This window comes from Rickettsia rhipicephali str. 3-7-female6-CWPP, from assembly GCF_000284075.1.
Taxonomy (GTDB): Bacteria; Pseudomonadota; Alphaproteobacteria; order Rickettsiales; family Rickettsiaceae; genus Rickettsia; species Rickettsia rickettsii.
Genome location: NC_017042.1, coordinates 232,423 through 254,146 on the forward strand (window position 1 = coordinate 232,423; position 21,724 = coordinate 254,146).

The following is a 21,724-nucleotide window of genomic DNA, read 5'->3' on the forward strand; positions in this document are numbered from 1 at the left end:
TGTAAAAACAAAAATATTTATGAACGATCAAACTAAAAATGGTCCTGAAGAACTCAAGTATTTATCATCAGATAAAAGCTTAAAACCGCAAAAAAAGTTGGGAAGAAATATTTACAGAACTAAGCTCAAATCCTACTAATGATTTTTTTTCTGAAGGAAGAGAAGATTCTCCACCGCAAGAATGTTAATATATAGCTCTTATGTCATTCCTGCGAAAGCAGGAATCCAGAAAAATAACTTCAATATTGATACAGAAGTTACATATTTGATAAAATAAGCATATAAAAAACAAGTTTTTTTTATGCTTTACTGGATTCTCGTTTCCGCGGGAATGACATTAAGGGTATTTTCCGAACTACGCAACAATGCCTACACGGAATTCGAATATACACTGTTGCGTTAATAGCACTTAAGCAATGCCCGCTAAAAACAATAATTAGTTTTCCCTTTATTAATTAACTTATATACTATCTAATTAAGTTAGTGATTAATTTATTAAGGGGTTTATGAAAAAGCAACATATAATAAATGAGACTTTTTTAGATGCCATTCTAGCTAAGAAATTAGGTACTACTTATACTCCTCCAAAAGAAATCAACGATCCTGACTTTGATGAAGCAGCAAAGCATTTCATCGATCTATTACTTAGAGCCGATGGCTTTAAGCATGTTAAAACTGCAGTAGTTCATCCGATCGATAAAGAATCATTACTCGGTGCAGTTAGAGCGGCACAATTTAATGTAATAAAACCGGTCTTGATTGGTCCGCAACATAAAATTGAATCAGTAGCAAAAGTTAATAATGTCGATCTTGAGGATTATCAAGTAATTAATGTTGAGTATAGCCACGAAGCAGCAAAAAAAGCTGTAGAGCTTGCTAAGAAAAGAGAAGTTGCAGCTATTATGAAAGGGTCGCTTCATACTGATGAGCTTATGTCTGCGGTAGTTCATAAGGAGAATAGACTACGTACCGAACGTCGTATAAGCCATGCTTTCTTAATGGCAGTTGCTACCTTTCCAAAACCGTTCATTATTACCGATGCTGCTATTACTATTCGTCCTACTCTAGAAGATAAGCGTGATATAGTGCAGAATGCTATTGATTTAATGCATATGATCAAAGAAGACAAGCATGTTAGAGTTGCGGTATTATCGGCAGTTGAGACGGTAACTTCTGCAATCCCTACAACCCTTGATACTGCTGCTTTATCGAAAATGGCAGATAGAGGGCAAATTACGAATGCTATAGTTGATGGACCGCTTGCGTTTGATAATGCTATCTCTTTATTTGCTGCAGAAGCAAAAGGCATTAGCTCTTCAGTTTCATGAAATGCTGATATATTAGTAGTACCTGATCTTGAATCAGGCAATATGCTTACAAAGCAGCTAAAATATTTGGGTCAAGCGGTTATGGCGGGTATCGTTCTTGGAGCCCGTGTGCCTATTATTTTAACAAGTAGAGCCGATCCTATGGATATGCGTGTTATTTCCTGTGTACTTGCTTCATTTTACCAATCCTCCTATTACAAAAGCTTTCGGTTTACCGAAAAAATATTATAATAAAGGGATAATTCGTTACGGTTTTCATGGGTTATCATATAAATATGTTAGCAGCCATTTTAAAGAAATGACAAAGGAAGATTTACCTACAAAGACTATTATAGCTCATTTAGGAAGTGGTAGTAGTCTATGTGCTATTAAAAACAGTCTTAGTCTAACAAGTTCCATGGGTTTTAGCGTACTTGACGGTGTTATGATGGGTACAAGGACAGGTAACCTTGATCCTGGAGTAGTGTTATATCTTATCGATCATGAGCAAATGACTACGAAAGAAGTAACCGAGTTATTATATAAGAAAAATCAGGATTACTCGGTATGTCCGGTGAAAGCTCCGATATGCGTACTTTGCTTGCCAGTAACTCACCTGATGCTAAATTTGCTATAGATTTATTTGTGTATTGCATTGTACTTGAAATAGGTAAGCTCACTGCTGCACTTGAGGGAGTGGATTGTCTAATTTTTACTGCTGGTGTTGGACAAAATTCCGCTGTAATACAAGAAATGATTACTGAAAAACTTTTTTATGGCTAGGCAATTAAAATAGATGATGCAAAAAACCAAAAAAATGAGCATCTAATAAGCGCTGAAAGCAGTAAGGTTAAAGTTTTCGCTGTGCCGACAAACGAAGAGCTAATCATCACTGAGGAAGTGATGAAGTTTTTATAACACAAATTGGTTAATTTTTAATTACTTATACCTCTATTTTTCTTTATTAACTTTTTTTGAAATAAAATATATACAACTATAGATATATTTTTAACTTAAATTTTGGGGGAAGTTATGCCGGAAGATTTTGATAAAAAGAAAGCAGAAAAACAAATAAAGGATATTAAAAATAATAAGATAAATCCATATAATGATGCAATGAAGAAAGATTCTAGAGTGGGTTTATGCAGAGGCAAGTTATAGCTAAAAACGCAGCAGCAGGTTATAAGACAGCATTAAAAATAGAGGAGCAAGCAAAAGAAGCAGGTATTAGTTTAGATAAAGATGCTATGAGACGCTTAGAGAAAATAACAAGTCGTTATATAGAAGCTGCTAAGAAAGCAGAATTTCAAAAATTTCAAAGTGATCAAGCTCATAAAACGCGTCAACAAAAAGCTGAAGCATTTAGGAGTGGTACAACAGCTGTTGCTAAAAAACAAAGAAAAGAAGATTATAGGACAGGTGGGTGGGGTAAATAATTAAATTATAATTTTATTGCGTTAATTGGTACTGTCTACTATTTTAAACGTATGTCGTCTATACTTCATGCCACAATCTTAACCGTTTTTCCTGAAATGTTTCCTGGGACTCTAGGACATTCTTTAGCAGGACAAGCACTAAATAAAAATATTTGGTCATATGACGTTATTAATATTCGAGATTTCGGTTTAACTAAGCATAAAAATATTGATGATGAGGCTTATGGCGGTGGTAACGGGCTTATAATGCGTCCTGATGTTCTAGGCAGTAGCATAGATCATGCTCTTGCTTTAAATCCTAATGCTGAAATGTACTATCCTTCACCTCGCGGTAGAGTCTTTACCCAAAGCTTTGCTAAAGAGATGTTGAAAAATAAAAACCTCATATTCTTATGTGGACGTTACGAAGGGATTGACGAACGTGTAATTGAAGAGTATAATGTTAAAGAAATTAGTGTAGGCGACTACATTTTATCCGGCGGAGAAATACCTACCCTCACCATTCTCGATTGCTTAATTAGACTACTGCCAGGTGTTTTAATGAACCAAAATACCTTATCTTCCGAGTCTTTTGAAGAAGACGGAGAATTTAAGGGCGGGCTTGAATGCGGACTATATACAAGACCTGAAATTTGGCGTGATCGAGCTGTACCGAGTGTTTTGTTATCCGGTAACCACAGGCTAATTAATGAATGGAAAAAAGAGCAATCACATATGATTACTAAATTACGCCGTCCGGAGTTACTTAAAGATTTATAGAGTTAAGGAGTTAAAAAAATGAATATTATTGACCGCTTTGAACAGGAAAATATTTCAAAGCGTACTGCAAATACAAAAATTCCTGAGTTTGAAGCCGGCGATACAGTTAAGGTGATTGTTAAAATTATTGATAGATCGATTGAGAAAGACGGTAAGGAAAAATTAACGGAAAGATTTCAAGCTTATGAAGGTGTAGTTATCGCAAAAAGAAATCGTGGTATTACTTCATCTTTCTTAGTACGTAAAATTAGCCACGGTGAAGGAGTCGAAAGACGCTTTATGACTTACTCGCCGATAGTACACTCTATTGATGTAGTAAAATACGGAGTAGTTCGTCGTGCTAAACTTTATTATTTAAGAAATAGAAGTGGTAAGTCGGCTAGAATTAAAGAGAGACATATTCCTATTGCTAAAACTAAGGCAGCAAAAGCTTAAATATATTTGTATCTCTTATGTCATCCCTGTGAAAGAGTGCGTTGCTACGTGAATACTAAATACGTCATTGCGAGCAGCCGTAGGCTGCGTGGCAATCTCATGAAATAATAACAAACTCCTGAGATTGCTTCGTCAATTACTTCGTAATTTCCTCACAATGACGTATGCCTCAAATCCCTAAAGTATCTCTATAAAGCTCAAGCATAGCGTCCTGCTCGGCAAGCTTATCTTTATCCAATTTCTTTAGTTTCAATATAGATTTCATAGCTTTAACATCAAATCCATGTGAAGAAGCATCTTGGAAGATATCTTTTACTTCTTGAGATAAATCAGCTTTTTCTTGTTCTAATCTTTCTATTTTGCTTATATATTGCTCTAATTGTTCTTTTACTACTACTTCTGACATAAAAAATCATTTAACCTTTTTGAATTTACTATATAATACAAATATAATCCTTATTCAACAAAATATATAATAATGCAAATTTATCCTTTAAGACTTTTACCTAATAAAATCGATTTTGATTTTATGAATTTTAAAAAAGTTAGCTACACTTTCTCAATTATTTTATCACTCATTAGCTTTATTTGGATCGGTATATATAAATTTAATTTCGGTATTGATTTTGCCGGCGGTATAGTTATTGAAGTAAGGCTTGATCAAGCTCCTGATTTGCCAAAAATGCGTGGGGTTCTAGGCAAGCTTGGAATAGGTGAGGTGGTCTTACAGAATTTCGGTAGTGAGCGTGATTTATCGATTAGATTCGGTAGTAGTAGCGAAGAAAATTTCATGAAAAATATTGAGTTAATTAAAGCATCTTTGCAAAGTAATTTTCCGTATAAGTTTGAATATCGTAAGGTAGATTTTGTCGGTCCGCAAGTCGGTAAGCAGCTAATAGAAGCGGGAGCTATGGCGATGCTATTCTCTTTCTTAGCGATTATGGTTTATATTTGGGTGCGTTTTGAGTGGTATTTCGGTCTTGGTATACTTATTGCCTTAGTGCATGACGTAATACTCGCTCTTGGGTTTATGAGTATGACAAAGCTTGATTTTAACTTAAGTACTATTGCTGCAGTGTTAACTATTATAGGTTATTCCGTTAATGATTCGGTAGTAATATATGATAGGATTAGAGAAAATTTACGTAAATATCATAAAAAAAATATCACGGAAATTATAAATTTAAGTATTAATGAGACTTTATCAAGAACTATTTTAACTGTCATTACCACGCTACTTGCCAATTTAGCCCTTATTCTTTTTGGCGGTGAGGCAATCCGTAGTTTTAGCGTACTTGTATTTTTTGGGATAATAGCCGGTACTTATTCCTCAATTTTTATCTCTGCTCCGATACTTACAATGTTTGTTAATAGGAAGTTTAATAAAAAAGTAATAGAAAGGTAAAGAATCGTCATTGCGAACAGGCATTGTTGCATGGACCGGCTTCATCGTCATTGCGAGTGGCCGTATGCTGCGTGACAATCTCAGGATTTTGGCATGAGATTGCTTCGTCAAAATTTTCAATTTTTCCTCGCAATGACGTTTTTAAGCCATAACGAGAATAGTTTATGCTAAAAGAAGAAGACAAAATTTTTACTAACCTGCATGGGCAGCAAAGCCATGATTTGAAATCTAGCAAAAAGCGAGGTGATTGGGAGAATACCAAAGCTTTGCTTGATAAAGGTAGAGATTTCATCGTTGAAGAGGTTAAGAAATCAGGGCTTAGAGGGCGAGGAGGTGCCGGATTTTCTACCGGTATGAAATGGTCATTTATGCCTAAAAATTCAGAGAAGCCTTGCTATTTAGTAGTAAATGCCGACGAGTCTGAGCCTGGCACTTGTAAGGATCGTGATATATTAAGGTTTGAGCCGCACAAATTAATAGAAGGTTGCTTGCTTGCAAGCTTTGCTATAGGAGCGAATAATTGTTATATCTATATTAGAGGTGAGTTTTATAATGAAGCCTCTAATATTCAGCGTGCCTTAGATGAAGCCTATAAAGAAGGGTTAATAGGAAAGAATGCTTGCGGTTCGGGCTTTGATTGTAATATTTATTTACATCGTGGGGCGGGTGCTTATATTTGTGGCGAAGAAACGGCATTGCTTGAAAGCTTAGAGGGCAAAAAAGGTATGCCTCGTTTAAAGCCGCCTTTTCCTGCCGGCTTTGGGTTATATGGCTGCCCGACTACTATAAATAATGTTGAGTCTATCGCAGTAGTGCCAACCATTTTAAGACGAGGAGCTAGCTGGTTTGCCGGTATAGGTAAACCTAACAATACGGGAACTAAGATTTTCTGCATATCAGGGCATGTTAACAAGCCTTGTAATGTTGAAGAAGCAATGGGAATTTCGTTAAAAGAATTGATTGAGAAATATGCGGGCGGTGTTCGTGGTGGATGGGATAATCTTAAAGCCATAATCCCAGGCGGTTCTTCCGTGCCTTTACTTCCTAAGTTATTATGTGAAGTGGAGATGGATTTTGATAGTTTAAGAACCGCAGGTTCCGGACTTGGTACAGGCGGTATTATAGTTATGGATAAATCTACCGATATTATTTATGCAATAGCAAGGCTTAGTAAATTTTACATGCATGAATCTTGCGGGCAATGTACTCCTTGCCGTGAGGGTACGGGCTGGATGTGGCGAGTTATGATGCGGCTAGTTAAAGGTAATGCCAAAAAATCTGAGATAGACGAACTCCTTAACGTTACGAAAGAAATAGAGGGGCATACTATCTGTGCTTTAGGTGATGCGGCAGCTTGGCCGATTCAAGGGCTGATACGCCATTTTAGAAGCGAGATCGAGGCGAGGATAAAGAGTTATAGCGTGGTTTGACTTTATCGTCATTGCGAGGAGATATTGCCCGCGTGGATACTAAGCCGTCATTGCGAGCGACTGAAAGGAGCAAGGAGCGTGGCAATCTCATGCAATAATAACAAACTCCTGAGATTGCTTCGTCAATTACTTTGTAATTTCCTCGCAATGACGATTCCAATTTATAAATAATTAAGAGATTATGCAAACAGATAATACAAAATCAAACACTAATAAAACAGCTAAGCAAGAGTGGGAGTCTTTTGCTTTTGTAATATGTATCGCTTTACTTATTAGAATACTTATTATGGAGCCGTTTACCGTTCCGACCGGGTCTATGAAAGCAACCATACTTGAGAATGACTATATATTTTCTACGAAATATAGTTATGGTTATAGTAATTATTCTTTATCTTTTTTTGATTTTATTTCTCTTTTTAAAGGGCGAATATTTGCTCGTGAACCGGAGCGTGGCGATATTGTAGTTTTTCGTCCGCCTCACGATATGAGTGTTAGATATATAAAGCGTTTAATAGGGTTACCCGGCGATAAAATTCAATTGATTGATGACGTAATATATATTAACGACAAAAAAATAGAACGCACAGAAGTTGGAACTTATATAAGCGAAGAGGGAATAAAATATTTAAAGTTTAAAGAAACACTGCCAAACGGTAGAACATATTTTTCTTATAAGCTTGCTCCTATTTATGGCGTTATATATAATGATAGATACGGTAATACGGATGTTTTTTATGTACCTGAAGGGAAATATTTCTTTTTAGGGGATAATAGAGATCAGTCAAATGATAGTAGAGTAAATCTTGGATTTGTACCGTTTGAAAATTTTATTGCTAAAGCACAATTTATTTGGTTCTCAACAAAAATAACTTGGTGGGATAATGATATAGGAGTTATTAATCTAGTACTAAAGTTAAAGCCATGGATTGAATCTGTTAGGTTAAATCGAATTTTCAGAAATCTTTATAACACGGATGCGTAATGGAATCATTTGAGCAGTTAGAAAAGCTACTTAGCTATAGTTTCAAAAATAAAGAGCTTTTAATAGAGGCGTTGAGTCACCCGTCTTTAAGGCAACATCACGAGTACAAGGATGATAAAGATTATGAACGATTAGAATTTCTAGGTGATGCCGTATTAAATTTAGTAATCACAGAAATTTTATTTAGAAATTTTGCAAATTATAATGAGGGGCATTTAGCTAAAATTAGATCATATTTGGTTTGCAAAGAAACAATATGCATGGTTGGAGCTAAACTTACTTTAAAAAATTATATAATTATGACTCATGGCGAAGAAGTAGCAGGTGGGCGTGATAATCTTAATAATATAGAAAATGCCACGGAAGCTTTAATTGCAGCTATATATCTTGATAGTAATATTGAAACAACCTATAATATTATCGAGAAGTTATGGGCAGAATTTATAAAAGTTCAGAATTTAACGGATTATGACCCAAAAACTGCTTTACAAGAATGGGCTCAAGCTAGTGATCATCACCTACCTATATATCGTCTGATAAAAAGAGAAGGAGCCTCCCATTCATCGACTTTTACGGTTCTTGTAAAAGTAAAAGATTATGAACAAACAGGCACTGGTCACGCAATAAAAGAAGCAGAGAAAAACGCAGCACGAAGCTTATTGCATAGACTTAAAAATGACTAATAGACATCTTGCCAAACCAGCTTATAGAGAGGAATTTAAAGGAGACACGGAAGCACTTGCCGCCGCAGCGTACACACTAGTACGCGAGGATGCGAGTACTGGATCGACGTCTAAATTACCTCTAGAAGTGAAGTTTGGGAAGATGTCTAATCAGAAAACGGTATCGGTTTGTATAATCGGGCGACCTAATAGCGGAAAATCAACTTTATTAAACAGAATAATCGGTGAGAAGCTTTCAATCGTTACCCCAAAAGTTCAAACTACTAGGTCAATTATTACCGGTATTATTACCTTAAAAGATACGCAGGTAATTTTATACGATACGCCTGGTATATTTGAGCCGAAAGGGAGCTTAGAGAAAGCAATGGTAAGATGTGCGTGGTCTAGTTTGCATAGTGCGGATTTAGTTCTGTTAATTATTGATAGTCTAAAGTCGTTTGATGATATAACGCATAATATTTTAGATAAGCTTCGCTCACTTAATATTGTTCCGATATTTTTATTGAACAAAATAGACATCGAATCAAAATATCTAAATGACATTAAAGCTTTTTTAACAGAAAATCATCCTGATAGCTTGCTTTTTCCTATATCTGCTTTATCAGGCAAAAATATTGATGGATTACTTGAATATATAACAAGTAAGGCCAAAATTTCTCCTTGGCTTTATGCGGAAGACGACATAACGGATTTACCTATGCGTTTTATTGCAGCAGAAATTACACGAGAGCAGTTATTTTTAAATTTGCAGAAAGAACTCCCTTATAAATTAACCGTACAAACCGAAAAATGGGAAGAGCTTAAAGACAAATCCGTAAAGATTAATCAAGTTATAGTAGTTTCAAGAGAGAGCTATAAAACTATAATACTCGGTAAAAACGGCTCTAAAATCAAAGAAATAGGAGCAAAATCCCGAATGCAAATGGAGAGGTTTTTTGGATTTCCTGTTCATTTATTTTTATTCGTTAAGGTGCGTGAGCTGTGGGAGAATAATCAAGAATTTTATCAGTATATGAAGATATAAAGCTGTTACCCTGTGGCTTGACAGGCTTTGTTGGATGGTTTTTGATGTCATTCCCGCGAAAGCAGGAATGACACAAAAGCCATATAATAATGCCAATAAAAATAACATTAAATAATCATGATAATACTTGGGATTGATCCGGCACTTGGGAGTCTTGGATGGGCAGTAGTGGCAAAGGAGACCGCACAGTTGAAATATTTAGCTAGTGGTATTATTAAAACAAATAGTAAGGATGCAATTCATCATAGACTTGCTTTTATTAATAGTACATTAGAAAAAGTAATATTAGAATATCAACCAAATATGGCAGCGATTGAAGAAACATTTGTTAATACTAATAGCGTGACTTCTTTAAAGCTTGGATATGCTAGAGGGGCGATAATGTCGCTGATCGGTAGATATAATTTGGACATGCGAGAGTTTAAGCCAAATACGGTAAAAAAAACCGTAACAGGATATGGGCATGCAGAGAAAGACCAAATTTTGCATATGATAAAGCTTTTGCTGCCTGGCACTTCCTTAATTACCAATTCCGATGAAGCTGATGCCGTAGCGATTGCCTATACATGCTTAGTTACAAAAAATTATTAAAATGAATCCAATAATAATATTAGTTGCCCCGCAAATGGGTGCGAATATCGGTGCTACTGCAAGAGCAATGAAGAATTTTGGCTTAAATGAGCTTAGAATCGTAGCTCCAAGAGACGGTTGGCCTAATGAGCAAGCACGTAGTAATGCAGTCGGAGCGGTTAATATTATAGATCATGCAAAAATTTTTGATAGCCTAGAGGATAGCATTAAAGACCTCGAATATTTATATGCTACTACTTGCATTAAAAGGGCTATGAATAAAGATTATGTATTTTCACAAAATTTACCTTTAGATTATCCAAATTCTGAAAAAATCGGGATAATGTTCGGGCGGGAAAATAATGGGCTTAGCAACGAAGAAATCGCATTTGCTAATAAGATTATCACTATTAATACAACCAAATTTAGCTCATTAAACATTGCTCAAGCGGTTATTATTATATGCTATGAGTTGTTTCGTAATTCTACGCCCAGAGAGGATATACATAACATTCAAAAATTAGCTACTAAAGAAGAAATAGAGCATTTTTTAGTAAATTTATTCGGCAAACTCGATAAAGCTGGATTCTTCAAGGCTCCCGACAAAAAGCCTGCTATGCAACAAAATATCACTAATATATTTACACGTATAAATAGTCTCTCTTCCCCTGAAGTCCAAGCTCTGCAAGGTATTATTAAATCTTTAAATCAATGATATTTAGTAATTTCTTAAGTTCAGGAACATAATTTCTTATTCAGTTATATATTTCATCGGCAAGCTTTTTATTGTAAGTATGAGATGTCATATTACGATCAGTAAGCATATAAATCCATAAACTCTCATCATTTATAATACCGGCAACAAAAACTTCCTTTATCACTTCTTTAGGATAGTGAAGAACTGTGCCTTTTTGAGAAAAATATTCTTTTAAAAACTTCCAAGCGAGTTCAAAGGTAAATTCAAATCTTTGTATAGTGGCATCAATATAAGCCCTATCTGCTGTTGTCGGTTTTAAATAAATATCTTCAAGCGTCATAACAGCTTTACGAAATTTTTCAAGTTTAAGGTTTATTTTTGACATATATAATTTTTTTCTCTTTTAATATATTTTTATAAAGTTCAGAGCTTATTTTAGTACTTTCAAACCTTACACAATCTATTTTTAAAAGCGTGTCGGCATTCTCTATAATAGACATAACTTCTAGCCATTCTTGATCTGTAATATTAGGGCAGATAATTGCAATATCAATATCGGAACGCTCATCGTTATCCCCTCTAGCACGAGAACCAAAAAGCCATATTTCGTTGACAAACGGTAAAGATTTTAGCTTATTAATGAATATATATGATTGTATATCTTTATCCATATAATTACTAGCTTTTGATTAAAGATTTAATAATTTCGGCTACTCTTTCTGCTTCATTTAAGGGTTTGTAGCTATATTCCTCTAGAGCAATAGCCGACTTATCAAAAATTCTTGCTATCTTCTGTTCTACTAACTGCTTTATAAAAATCTTATGCTTTGAAGAATTAAAGTTTGGTGGGCAGAATATATAAAGAGGCTTGCCGCTTGAAGCTGCTTCACTGCACATTGAGATTGAGTCTGCCGTAGAGATTATATATTTTGCCTTGGAGAGCATAGCTATATAAGGATTATAGCCTGCGTCTTCGTTCGGGTCATAAATAATTTTGGAAGATAGCGTATTATTTTTAATAATTGATTTTACAGTGTGTGGTGTACGTCTACTAAAACTAATGAAAAAAGGTATTTTTTGATTAGTATATATTTTATTTAATAATGAAGCAAATAAAACTGCTTCATCTTCATGGAAATTAAATTTTTTATTATTCCCACCGATTATCACTGCAATAAACTGTTTAAGATTAGGATAATGTTTTTGGAGTTCCAAGTTCGCCGCGGCGAACTTTTCGGTTACGTTGTTGATAGCTCCGTTGATGGGGATAATGTTTTTAAAGTCGTCATTGCGAGGAAATACGAAGTATTGACGAAGCAATCTAGTAAAAAAGCCCTGAGATTGCTTCAGCCACTTTGTGGCTTCGCAATGACGTTGGTCATGATAAGACAGAATAACAGCATCAAATGCATTGTAAGGAAGATTAGGCTGCATTATTTGTATTAACTTGATATCTTTAAATTTCTTTTTTAAATAAAATGCTAGTACTGCCGTTCTTCTTCCAGCGGTAATTATCATATCAGGCGGGGACTTATCCAAAAGATACTGCAATAGCTCACTTTTTATATGAATAGGATAATATTTTAGTAAAAAGTTTGGTAGCTTAGCTAAGCAATTATATTCAAGCTTAATTGTTGTATATTCTTCCGTTAATTTTTCAGCAAGTGCAATAGCCTGATGGGTGTTGCCTGTTCTATCATCTGCCAATACGTGTATTTTCATTGTAAATACTTTTCTAAAGGTAATGTTAATGAGTTTGTTAGAGGTAGTGATTTATCGCAAGCCTCGGCTATTTGCGGTGTGATCGGAATTTGAGCGATTAGTGGTATATTATATTTTTGCGATAAGTGTCCGCCGCTATTATTTTTAAGCATATAGCTCATATTCTCAATTATTCCCAAAATAGGTAAATTTAGTTTTTGATATAAATCTATAGAACGTATTACGTCTATTTCTGATATTTTTTGTGGTATAGTTACGATTATTACGCCGTCTAAATGATAATTTTCTAGTATACTTAAATGAATATCACCTGTCCCCGGCGGCATATCGATAATTAAATAATCTAAATTATCCCATTTTGTTACCGATAATAAATGATAAATAGTCTTACTCGCCATAGGACCACGCCAAATAATTGCCGAGTGGTCTTTAACGAAGAAGCCTATAGACATAATTTCGATGCTTTGAGCAAGTACCGGTATTATTCGCCCATCTTTCGTTTTCGGTACTTCGTTAATGCCGAATATATGCGGAATTGACGGACCATAAATATCCGCATCTACTATCCCGACTCGGTAATTTTCTAGACTTAACTGCTGAGCAATAAGAGCCGATATGGTAGATTTTCCGACTCCGCCTTTACCTGACGCTACTAAGATAATTTTTTTTACATTTTCTACAAAATATTTTGGTTTTTGAACTTTTTTCTCCATCGGTTTACTTTCGGTAAAAACAATTGTTATTTTATTTACTTCCGAAATCTCGTTAAGTTTATTAATTGCCTTAAGTCTAATTTCTTCGGCTTCTAACTTGTTTTTACCTGATATATCTATTGAGAAACCGATATTATTACCTTTAATTATAATATCCGATATAACTTCATTTAAAAAAGTACCGTCTTTAAAGGTAATATGCTGAATTTTATCTATAATTTGTCGTTGGTGTAAATTCGTCATAATTAAATTTCCTTTTTAAAGCTGTTGAAGCTCGTAACTTGACGTTATATACTATAATATATATAATTATCTCATCTTTAAAATAATATAAAACAACAAAGCAAATGCTTAATAAAAAATATATCTCAATTTTAAAAAAATCTCCATGGAAAGATTTTGATTCTGATAAAGAAGATAACATATTCACAAGACCGCGTAAAAATCAATTTAATTTTGATCAATTTCAATGCCCGTTTAATTTCAATGCTAAAACGATAATTTTAGCTGTTGTCGCAGTGGTTGCTTTATGGCTCGCTTCGGGTATTTATGAAATAAAAGAAGGCGAAGAAGCAGCGGTAATAAGATTTGGGCGTCTTGTGCGTAAGGGCTCCCCCGGGCTTAATTATCATTTACCGGCGCCTTTTGAAAAGATAATAGTTGAGAAAGTTAAACAATCACGCCGGATTGAGATTGGTTATCGTACAAATAACTTTCTGCGTAGCGGTGGCGATAATACTAAAAATATTGCCGGTGAAAGTATAATGCTCACCGGTGATGAAAATATCGTTGCTTTAAATTGTGACGTAATGTGGCATATTAATAATCTTGAAGATTTTATTTTTAACGTACAAAGGCCTGAAGAAACAGTAAAAGCAACAGTCGAGAGTGCCGTTAGGGAAGTCATAGGTAATACTCCTATTTCTTGGGTATTATCCGATCAAAAGCAGGAGATTACTTATAAAATAGAGAAATTAGCACAGAAGATATTGGATAGTTATAATGCCGGCGTTATGATTGAGAAAGTACAATTATTAAAAGCCGAGCCGCCTGCCGAAGTAATAGACGCTTATAGAGACGTGCAAACTTCAAAAGCAGATAAAGAAAAAGAAATAAATCAAGCTCAAGCCTATAATAATAAGATTTTGCCGGAAGCTAGAGGAGCGGCTGCAAAGATTATACAAGAAGCAGAAGGTTATAGAGAAGAAGTTATATCGAAAGCAGAAGGTGATAGTCAAAGATTTAATGCTATTTATAAACAATATGCTACAGGTAGGCAAGTAACTAGAGATAGATTATATTTAGAAGTAGTCGAAGAGATATTAGGCGGTTCAAATAAAACGATTATTAATAATGCACTACTGCCGCATATGGCTATTAAACCATAGGGATGCGATGTCATTCCCGCTTTCGCGGGAATGACATCGAGCGTGTTTTTCACGCTATACACGAATGACATCTAAATAACAAGGAATATTAAATGCAACAAAAGATTTATTATATAATTTTTACAATTGTTTTTGGGCTGATGCTGATTTCTAGCTCCTTATTCTCAGTTGACCAACGCCAATCTGCAGTAGTATTCCAGTTTGGTGAGGCAGTTAGAACTATAGAAAATCCAGGACTGAATATTAAAATCCCGTTTATTCAAAATGTTGAATTTTTTGATAAGCGTCTTTTAGATGTTGAGGTTGAGGCAAAAGAATTAACGGCTGCTGACGGTAAACGAGTTATTGTTGATGCCTACGCCAAATTCCAAATTAATAATCCCGTAATGTTTTATAAAACGGTACATGATTATCAAGGTGTGAAAATTAGGCTGACTCGTAATCTTGAATCGTCAATGCGTAAGGTGATAGGTAAAATCTCGCTAAGTAGCCTTTTAAGTCAGGAACGTAGTAACGTAATGTTAAATATCTTAAATCAAGTGGACGGTGAAGCTAAAAGCTTCGGTATTGATGTTGTAGATGTTAGAATTTTAAGAGCAGACTTACCAAAAGAAAATAGTGCGGCTATTTATCGTCGTATGCAAACGGCACGTGAAAAAGAAGCAACCCAAATTAGAGCGGAAGGACAAGAAGAAAGCGTGCGTATTCGTTCAAAAGCAGATAAAGAAAGTAAAATAATACTTGCTAAAGCTTATCGAGATGCACAAATTATTAAAGGTGACGGCGATGAGAAAGCGGCAACAATATATAATTCTGCTTATTCAGTCGACCCAGAATTTTATAAATTTTATAGGTCACTTTTAGTATATAAAAATTCTTTAAAGAAAGAGAATACTAATTTTGTAATTTCACCGGATGCTGAAGTTTTAAAATATCTAAATCTAACTAAGTAGTATACTAGTCTATCTACTTTTTATTTACTTGGAATATATGGTTAATCTGAAAATAGTTATTGTTATAATAGTTTTAATATCAAGTAACGTTGTTCTAGCACAAGAAAATAGTAAGTCTTTAAAAGTAGCAGATCAAGAAGAGAATGAATTTACGGAAATAAATTCTGCTCCTTTAAAAGTAAGTGAAGCCGCCCATTATAGCTTTGCCGATATAGTTGAACCGTTAATTCCTGCAGTCGTTAATATTTCAACAATAGAATATGTTAATAGTAAATCGGAAAATGCCGAGAAAGATCCTCTGCAAGAAAAAGTTAATGATTTTTTAGAAAAGCTTAATATACCGTTGAATTTGGAAGAGGTCAATCAAACTCCGAAAAGTGTTCCGCTTGGTTCAGGATTTATTATTGAACCTAACGGCTTAATAGTGACAAACTATCATGTAATTGCAAATGTTGATAAAATTAATATAAAACTTGCAGATAATACCGAATTATCGGCTAAATTAATAGGTAACGATACTAAAACCGATTTAGCTCTCTTAAAAATAGATAGCGAGGAACCTCTACCTTTTGTTGAGTTTGGAGATTCAAATGATGCAAGAGTAGGAGATTGGGTTATTGCGATCGGTAATCCGTTCGGTAATCTAGGTGGTACGGTGACAAGCGGTATTATTTCTTCTAAAGGGCGGGATATCGATATAGATACGGACAATATAGTCGATAATTTTATTCAAACGGATGCTGCAATTAATAACGGGAACTCCGGTGGCCCTATGTTTAATTTGGATCAGAAAGTAATCGGCGTAAATACGGCAATTTTTTCACCGCTCGGTACTAATATAGGTATCGGTTTTGCAATACCGTCAAATACTGCAAAGCCTATAATCGAACGTCTTAAGAAAGATGGAAAAGTAAGTAGAGGACGCCTTGGAGTAACAATACAAGATTTAACCGAGGAAATGTCTGAAGGGCTAGGACTTAAAGATACTAGGGGGGTGTTAGTAGCTAAAGTACAAGAAGACGGTCCAGGTGATAAAGCGGGAATTAAAACAGGTGATATAATAATAGAGTTTGCAGATATACCGGTTAAAAATACTAAAAAATTACGTGTAATTATTGCAGATGCTCCTATTGATCAGGCAGTAAAAGTAAAAATACTTCGCGATAAAAAGGAGCTTGAATTACCTATTAAAATTACTTCGGATAATGAAGAGGTTACCAAAGATTCTACAGAAGAGACCAATAAGAAAGACATAACAAATAAAGAAGAAAATAATTTATCTATTACTAAAAATAATATTACTTTTGGTAATTTGACTGAAGAACTAAGACAAAAATATATTATTCCTCAAGACAAAATGGGAATAGTTATAACCAATATTGATGAAGAAGAAAGTAGCTTCAAAATTGGCGATCTGATAACCAATATTAATCAGGAAAGCATAGACGATATAAGTAAGCTAGAAGAATTATATGAAAATGCTAAAAAATCAGATAAGCAAAATATTTTGCTCCTGATTGAAAGGGGTAGTAGTAATATGTTTGTACCATTGCAGGTTATGTAAGATATAGTTTTCTATATCATTCCCGCGAAGGCGGGAATGACATAGAATGTAAAAATAATACCTAAATAATTTATGAATGAAAAAATAGCAATTTTAAGTGCATATAGTTTTGTTAATATAGAAGAACCGGCGAATTTGATACCGAAACTTTTGCTTATCGGTAAAAGAAAATATGTTAGAGGTACTATTTTATTAGCTAATGAAGGCTTTAACGGTTCTTTTTCAGGTTCATATGAAAATGTAAATCTTGTACTTGAAGAATTGATAAAGCTGACCGGTCCCAAAGATGTTAACGTTAAAATAAATTATAGTGATGTTCATCCTTTTCAGAAATTGAAAGTCAGACTTAAGAAAGAGATCGTAGCAATGAACGTTGATGATTTAAATGTTGATTTGTTTAAAGGCGAATATATAGAGCCGAAAGATTGGGATGAATTTATCACAAAACAAGATGTTATAGTAATAGATACTCGAAATGATTATGAAGTAGAGGTCGGTACATTTAAATCAGCAATTAATCCTAATACCAAAACATTTAAACAATTTCCTGCTTGGGTTCAGCAGAATCAAGAATTGCTCAAAGGTAAGAAAATTGCTATGGTTTGTACAGGTGGTATCAGGTGTGAAAAATCCACCAGCTTACTTAAAAGCATAGGTTATGATGAGGTATATCATTTAAAGGGTGGAATACTGCAATATCTAGAAGATACACAAAACAAGAACAATTTATGGCAAGGTGAATGTTTTGTCTTCGATGATAGGAGAGCAGTGACAGATGATTTATCGCCCGTAGAAAGACATTGGTTGCAGAGATAGATGTCGTTGACCGATTGAAACGTGTAGTATGTCATTCCCGCGAAAGCGGGAATCCAGCAAAAAGAGAGCTTTTAATTTTAAAAATTCAGTATATGTGTATTTTTTAATTACTGGATTCCCGCTTCCGCGGGAATGACATAACCCTTTTTTATTTATTAGAAATATATGACTAAAACCAAACAAGAAATTTATAATAAGCGTCCAACTTCGCCGCATTTAACTATATATAAGCCGCAAATAAGTTCTACATTATCAATTTTGCATCGTATGACCGGCGTAGCTTTGTTTTTTGCGGTGTCAATCTTTGTGTGGTGGTTGATTCTTAGTAAATATGACAATAATTATTTACAGCTTGCTGAATGCTGTATTATAAAAATATGCTTAGTAGCTGTTAGCTATGCTTGGTTTTATCATTTATGTAACGGCATTCGGCATTTATTTTGGGATATCGGTTACGGTTTTTCTATAAAATTGGTTAATATCACCGGTTGGTGTGTAGTGGTAGGATCTGTATTATTAACGGTATTGTTATGGGTGTAGTAATGAAAAACGTCATTGCGAGGAGATGCGTAGCATCGACGTGGCAATCTCAGAAATAATAACAAATACCTGAGATTGCGGACGTACAAATTACTTTGTAATTTTCCTCGCAATGACGAAAAGCTAAAACAAATAATAGAGAAAATTAATGGTATATGATTTTAAAGCAGCAATTGTAAAAGCAAAAAATAGCGGTTCTGCTAAAAGTGGTTCTCATCATTGGTTATTGCAAAGAGTAACGGGGATTATATTAGCTTTATGTTCTGTGTGGCTAATATATTTTACGTTAACCAACAAAAATAATGATATAAATATTATTATGTGGGAGCTTAAAAAGCCTTTTAATGTAGTAGTTTTGTTAATTACGGTGGTTATTTCGTTGTATCATGCGATGCTTGGTATGCGTGTAGTAATTGAGGATTATATAAGTTGTCACAAATTACGTAATACATTGATTATAATAGTGCAATTATTTTGCATTGTGACTATTGTAGCTTTTGTAACGATGTTTTATAAAGGATAAAAATTGTCATACCGCGGCTTGACCGCGGTATCCAGAAAACAATTTATAGCATTATTGTGTATTGAATTACTGGACCCCATGGCTTGACCATGGGGTGTGACAGAGGTAGACAATTCACGTATCAAAATAGTAAAAAATTAATTTAATGACCAAAGCGTATAATATCATTCATCATCAATTTGACGTAGTAGTTGTAGGTGCAGGTGGAGCAGGTCTTCGTTCTGCATTCGGTATGGCTAAAGAAGGGCTAAATACCGCTTGTATAACTAAGCTGTTCCCAACCCGTAGTCATACTGTGGCTGCTCAGGGCGGAATTAGTGCGGCTCTTGGGAATATGGGCGAAGATGATTGGCGTTGGCATATGTATGATACGGTAAAAGGTTCTGATTGGTTAGGCGATCAGGATGCCATTGAGTATATGTGCAAAAAAGCTCCAGATGCGATTTTAGAGCTAGAGCATTACGGCGTACCTTTCTCAAGAACTGAAGAGGGAAAAATTTATCAGCGTCCTTTTGGAGGAATGACAACAGAGTACGGCAAAGGAAAAGCAGCTCAGCGTACATGTGCTGCGGCAGATCGTACGGGGCATGCCATACTTCATACTTTATATCAACAATCACTAAAACATAAAGTACAGTTTTTCGTTGAGTATTTTGCTATTGATTTATTGATGGAAGATGGTGAATGTAAAGGCGTAGTTGCGTGGAATTTAGATGACGGTAGTCTGCATTGTTTTAGAGCTCATAATGTAGTGCTTGCAACGGGCGGATACGGGCGTGCTTATTTTTCGGCAACGTCTGCTCATACTTGTACGGGTGATGGGGGTGGCATGGCGATTAGAGCCGGTCTTCCAATGCAAGATATGGAATTTGTACAGTTCCATCCGACAGGTATATATTTGGCGGGCTGTCTTATTACCGAGGGGGCAAGAGGCGAGGGGGGATATCTCGTTAATGCAAACGGTGAGCGTTTTATGGAGCGTTATGCTCCTGCTGCAAAGGATTTAGCTTCAAGAGATGTAGTTTCAAGAGCAATGACTATAGAAATCAGAGAGGGGCGAGGAGTCGGCGAGCATAAAGATCATGTATTTTTACATTTAAATCATTTATCGCCTGAGATTTTACATAGTCGTTTGCCCGGTATCTCTGAGACGGCTAAAATTTTTGCCGGTGTTGACGTGACTAAAGAGCCGATACCGGTACTTCCTACGGTACATTATAATATGGGCGGGATACCGACGAATTATCACGGTCAAGTCATAATCAAAGACGGTAAAAATCATAATAGCGTAGTAAAAGGGCTTATGGCAATCGGTGAAGCGGCTTGCGTATCGGTACACGGTGCTAACCGATTAGGATCAAATTCTTTGCTTGATTTAGTAGTATTTGGTAGAAGTTCTGCATTAAAAGCAGCCGAGCTTATTAAGCCTGCGAGTCCCCACAAGTCTATAAACGAAGAAAGCCTTGAAAAAATTATAAATAGATTTGATAAAGTCCGTCACGCTAACGGTAATATTTTAGTTGCAGAGTTAAGGCTTAAAATGCAAAGAACTATGCAAAGCCATGCTGCGGTATTTAGAACTCAAGAGGTACTAGATGAAGGAGCAGGAATGATTAGCGAAATAAGAAGCGGCTATAAAGATATAAAAATTAACGATAAATCTTTAATTTGGAATAGCGATTTAGTGGAAGCCTTAGAGCTAGATAATCTACTTGATCAAGCTTTAGTAACGGTATATTCGGCAGCTGCAAGAAAAGAAAGCAGAGGAGCTCATGCACGTGAAGATTATCCTGATCGTAATGATGGGGATTGGATGAAGCATACTCTTAGCTCTATCGATGAAGCAGGTAAAGTAGTTCTTGATTATAAACCTGTGACTTTAACTACTTTAACCGATGAAGTAACAGCAGTCCCGCCGGCGAAGAGAGTGTACTGATTAATGTTCTGATGTCATTCCTGCGAAAGCAGGAATCTAGAAACCTTTAGTGTCATCCCGCGATTTAATCGCGGGATGACAAGAAAAAAATATATATAAAAAAATATGTTTGAGTATTTAATAAAATTCTATCCAAAAATCTTTTTTATTGTAGAGGGAACTTTGGTAACTTTAAAATATAGTGTTATTGCCGTTATATTCGGTTTAGTAATAGGGATGCTGCTCGCTATTTGTAAGGTAAATAAAAATCGTGCTTTAAGGCTTTTTGCAAATTTCTATACTTCTATTTTCAGAGGAACACCTTTATTAATTCAATTAAGTATTATTTATTTTGCTTCACCTTATATCATAGGCGTTAAATTTAGTGTGTTTATGGCGGGAGCTATTTCTTTTTCTCTTAATTCGGGAGCATATGTTTCCGAAGTAATCAGGGCAGGGATTAATACAGTTGATAAAGGGCAGTTTGAAGCGGCTGAAGCTCTTGCTATTCCAAAGTTTTTAATAACGAAAGATATAATTCTGCCGCAAGCAGTTAAAAATATTTTTCCGTCATTAGTAAATGAGCTTGTAAATTTGATTAAAGAATCAGCCATTATTTCTATGCTTGGAGAAATGGATTTAATGCGTAGAGCACAAATTGTATCAATTGAAACATATAATTATTTTTTTCCAATGCTTATTGCTGCGTGCTGTTACTATATTTTAGTGATGTTAATCAGCTTTATAGCAAAAATAATTGAGAAAAAAATGATTGTTAATTAAAACATACTTGCTTTTATGGAAAAAGTAATTATAATTTAAATTTAGTGTAATTTACAAATTCTTATAATTTGTATTTAGA

Annotated in this window: 25 protein-coding genes and 2 pseudogenes; 22 read left to right on the plus strand and 5 right to left on the minus strand. The window is 34.9% G+C overall.

The window, feature by feature from the left end:
* The first annotated feature begins 506 nt into the window (after positions 1 to 506).
* From MCC_RS01280 to rplS, 7 genes and pseudogenes are all read left to right on the plus strand, one after another.
* Positions 507 to 1,559: pseudogene (locus tag MCC_RS01280) on the plus strand (phosphate acetyltransferase).
* Positions 1,480 to 1,944 (plus strand): hypothetical protein, encoded by a 465-nt coding sequence (locus tag MCC_RS11320; RefSeq protein ID WP_408005702.1) that lies wholly within the window; start codon positions 1,480 to 1,482, stop codon positions 1,942 to 1,944. Before MCC_RS01280 ends, MCC_RS11320 begins: the two are co-directional and overlap by 80 nt.
* A pseudogene (locus tag MCC_RS11325) lies at positions 1,896 to 2,225 on the plus strand (hypothetical protein). The gene MCC_RS11320 and the pseudogene MCC_RS11325 overlap by 49 nt, the downstream one beginning before the upstream one ends.
* Before the next feature lie 114 nt (positions 2,226 to 2,339).
* The gene (locus tag MCC_RS10810) at positions 2,340 to 2,468 is read left to right on the plus strand and encodes a hypothetical protein (protein ID WP_014408202.1); all 129 of its coding nucleotides are present in this window, start codon (positions 2,340 to 2,342) and stop codon (positions 2,466 to 2,468) included.
* Positions 2,450 to 2,743: a hypothetical protein gene (locus tag MCC_RS01295; RefSeq protein ID WP_014408203.1), complete on the plus strand. Its 294-nt coding sequence runs from the start codon at positions 2,450 to 2,452 to the stop codon at positions 2,741 to 2,743. Before MCC_RS10810 ends, MCC_RS01295 begins: the two co-directional genes overlap by 19 nt.
* 51 nt (positions 2,744 to 2,794) lie before the next feature.
* Entirely contained in the window at positions 2,795 to 3,502 is a 708-nt protein-coding gene (gene trmD, locus MCC_RS01300) for a tRNA (guanosine(37)-N1)-methyltransferase TrmD (RefSeq protein WP_041405395.1), read from the plus strand.
* 18 nt (positions 3,503 to 3,520) lie between these two features.
* Positions 3,521 to 3,937: a 50S ribosomal protein L19 gene (gene rplS / locus MCC_RS01305; RefSeq protein WP_014408205.1), complete on the plus strand. Its 417-nt coding sequence runs from the start codon at positions 3,521 to 3,523 to the stop codon at positions 3,935 to 3,937.
* 169 nt (positions 3,938 to 4,106) lie between these two features.
* Here the strand turns inward: rplS and MCC_RS01310 are convergent, their stop codons facing one another.
* Positions 4,107 to 4,343: a DUF2312 domain-containing protein gene (locus MCC_RS01310; RefSeq protein WP_004996682.1), complete on the minus strand. Its 237-nt coding sequence runs from the start codon at positions 4,341 to 4,343 to the stop codon at positions 4,107 to 4,109.
* A gap of 72 nt (positions 4,344 to 4,415) precedes the next feature.
* Between MCC_RS01310 and secF the strand changes: the two genes are divergently transcribed.
* From secF to MCC_RS01345, 7 genes are all read left to right on the plus strand, one after another.
* Positions 4,416 to 5,342: a protein translocase subunit SecF gene (gene secF / locus MCC_RS01315; RefSeq protein ID WP_014408206.1), complete on the plus strand. Its 927-nt coding sequence runs from the start codon at positions 4,416 to 4,418 to the stop codon at positions 5,340 to 5,342.
* Positions 5,343 to 5,506: 164 nt separating this feature from the next.
* Positions 5,507 to 6,772, plus strand: a complete 1,266-nt coding sequence (nuoF, locus tag MCC_RS01320; protein ID WP_014408207.1) for an NADH-quinone oxidoreductase subunit NuoF — start codon at positions 5,507 to 5,509, stop codon at positions 6,770 to 6,772.
* 181 nt (positions 6,773 to 6,953) lie between these two features.
* Positions 6,954 to 7,754 (plus strand): signal peptidase I, encoded by an 801-nt coding sequence (gene lepB / locus MCC_RS01325; protein WP_014408208.1) that lies wholly within the window; start codon positions 6,954 to 6,956, stop codon positions 7,752 to 7,754.
* On the plus strand, positions 7,754 to 8,437 hold the full coding sequence (rnc, locus tag MCC_RS01330; RefSeq protein WP_014408209.1) for a ribonuclease III: 684 nt from the start codon (positions 7,754 to 7,756) through the stop codon (positions 8,435 to 8,437). Before lepB ends, rnc begins: the two co-directional genes overlap by 1 nt.
* Positions 8,430 to 9,461 carry a GTPase Era gene (era, locus tag MCC_RS01335; protein ID WP_014365244.1) on the plus strand — a complete coding sequence of 344 codons (1,032 nt, stop codon included), beginning with the start codon at positions 8,430 to 8,432 and terminating at the stop codon, positions 9,459 to 9,461. The genes rnc and era overlap by 8 nt, the downstream gene beginning before the upstream one ends.
* Before the next feature lie 117 nt (positions 9,462 to 9,578).
* On the plus strand, positions 9,579 to 10,052 hold the full coding sequence (gene ruvC / locus MCC_RS01340; protein ID WP_014365245.1) for a crossover junction endodeoxyribonuclease RuvC: 474 nt from the start codon (positions 9,579 to 9,581) through the stop codon (positions 10,050 to 10,052).
* A gap of 1 nt (position 10,053) precedes the next feature.
* The gene (locus MCC_RS01345) at positions 10,054 to 10,746 is read left to right on the plus strand and encodes an RNA methyltransferase (protein WP_014408210.1); all 693 of its coding nucleotides are present in this window, start codon (positions 10,054 to 10,056) and stop codon (positions 10,744 to 10,746) included.
* Between the two features lie 40 nt (positions 10,747 to 10,786).
* On the opposite strand, the gene MCC_RS01350 is transcribed toward MCC_RS01345, so the two are convergent.
* The 4 genes from MCC_RS01350 to MCC_RS01365 are packed head-to-tail and all read right to left on the minus strand — an operon-like array spanning position 10,787 to position 13,406.
* Positions 10,787 to 11,113 (minus strand): HI0074 family nucleotidyltransferase substrate-binding subunit, encoded by a 327-nt coding sequence (locus tag MCC_RS01350; protein WP_014408211.1) that lies wholly within the window; start codon positions 11,111 to 11,113, stop codon positions 10,787 to 10,789.
* Positions 11,094 to 11,399, minus strand: coding sequence for a nucleotidyltransferase domain-containing protein (locus MCC_RS01355; RefSeq protein ID WP_014408212.1), 306 nt, complete (start codon positions 11,397 to 11,399; stop codon positions 11,094 to 11,096). Before MCC_RS01355 ends, MCC_RS01350 begins: the two co-directional genes overlap by 20 nt.
* 7 nt (positions 11,400 to 11,406) lie before the next feature.
* Positions 11,407 to 12,450, minus strand: coding sequence for a mitochondrial fission ELM1 family protein (locus MCC_RS01360; RefSeq protein WP_014408213.1), 1,044 nt, complete (start codon positions 12,448 to 12,450; stop codon positions 11,407 to 11,409).
* Positions 12,447 to 13,406: an Mrp/NBP35 family ATP-binding protein gene (locus tag MCC_RS01365; RefSeq protein ID WP_014408214.1), complete on the minus strand. Its 960-nt coding sequence runs from the start codon at positions 13,404 to 13,406 to the stop codon at positions 12,447 to 12,449. The genes MCC_RS01360 and MCC_RS01365 overlap by 4 nt, the downstream gene beginning before the upstream one ends.
* Before the next feature lie 104 nt (positions 13,407 to 13,510).
* Here MCC_RS01365 and hflK point away from each other — a divergent pair, with 104 nt between their 5' ends.
* The 8 genes from hflK (at position 13,511) to MCC_RS01405 (ending at position 21,645) form a co-directional block, all read left to right on the plus strand.
* Positions 13,511 to 14,551: an FtsH protease activity modulator HflK gene (hflK, locus tag MCC_RS01370; RefSeq protein WP_014408215.1), complete on the plus strand. Its 1,041-nt coding sequence runs from the start codon at positions 13,511 to 13,513 to the stop codon at positions 14,549 to 14,551.
* Between the two features lie 92 nt (positions 14,552 to 14,643).
* A complete protein-coding gene (hflC, locus tag MCC_RS01375; protein WP_014408216.1) occupies positions 14,644 to 15,504 on the plus strand; it encodes a protease modulator HflC in 861 nt (286 codons plus the stop codon).
* Positions 15,505 to 15,541: 37 nt separating this feature from the next.
* Positions 15,542 to 17,068 carry a Do family serine endopeptidase gene (locus MCC_RS01380; protein WP_014408217.1) on the plus strand — a complete coding sequence of 509 codons (1,527 nt, stop codon included), beginning with the start codon at positions 15,542 to 15,544 and terminating at the stop codon, positions 17,066 to 17,068.
* 72 nt (positions 17,069 to 17,140) lie between these two features.
* A complete protein-coding gene (gene trhO, locus MCC_RS01385) occupies positions 17,141 to 17,884 on the plus strand; it encodes an oxygen-dependent tRNA uridine(34) hydroxylase TrhO (protein ID WP_012152447.1) in 744 nt (247 codons plus the stop codon).
* A gap of 165 nt (positions 17,885 to 18,049) precedes the next feature.
* Positions 18,050 to 18,424, plus strand: coding sequence for a succinate dehydrogenase, cytochrome b556 subunit (gene sdhC, locus MCC_RS01390; protein ID WP_014408218.1), 375 nt, complete (start codon positions 18,050 to 18,052; stop codon positions 18,422 to 18,424).
* A gap of 148 nt (positions 18,425 to 18,572) precedes the next feature.
* A complete protein-coding gene (gene sdhD / locus MCC_RS01395) occupies positions 18,573 to 18,947 on the plus strand; it encodes a succinate dehydrogenase, hydrophobic membrane anchor protein (RefSeq protein WP_014408219.1) in 375 nt (124 codons plus the stop codon).
* Between the two features lie 145 nt (positions 18,948 to 19,092).
* On the plus strand, positions 19,093 to 20,883 hold the full coding sequence (sdhA, locus tag MCC_RS01400; protein ID WP_014408220.1) for a succinate dehydrogenase flavoprotein subunit: 1,791 nt from the start codon (positions 19,093 to 19,095) through the stop codon (positions 20,881 to 20,883).
* Between the two features lie 105 nt (positions 20,884 to 20,988).
* Entirely contained in the window at positions 20,989 to 21,645 is a 657-nt protein-coding gene (locus MCC_RS01405; RefSeq protein WP_012152451.1) for an amino acid ABC transporter permease, read from the plus strand.
* Positions 21,646 to 21,724: the final 79 nt, after the last annotated feature.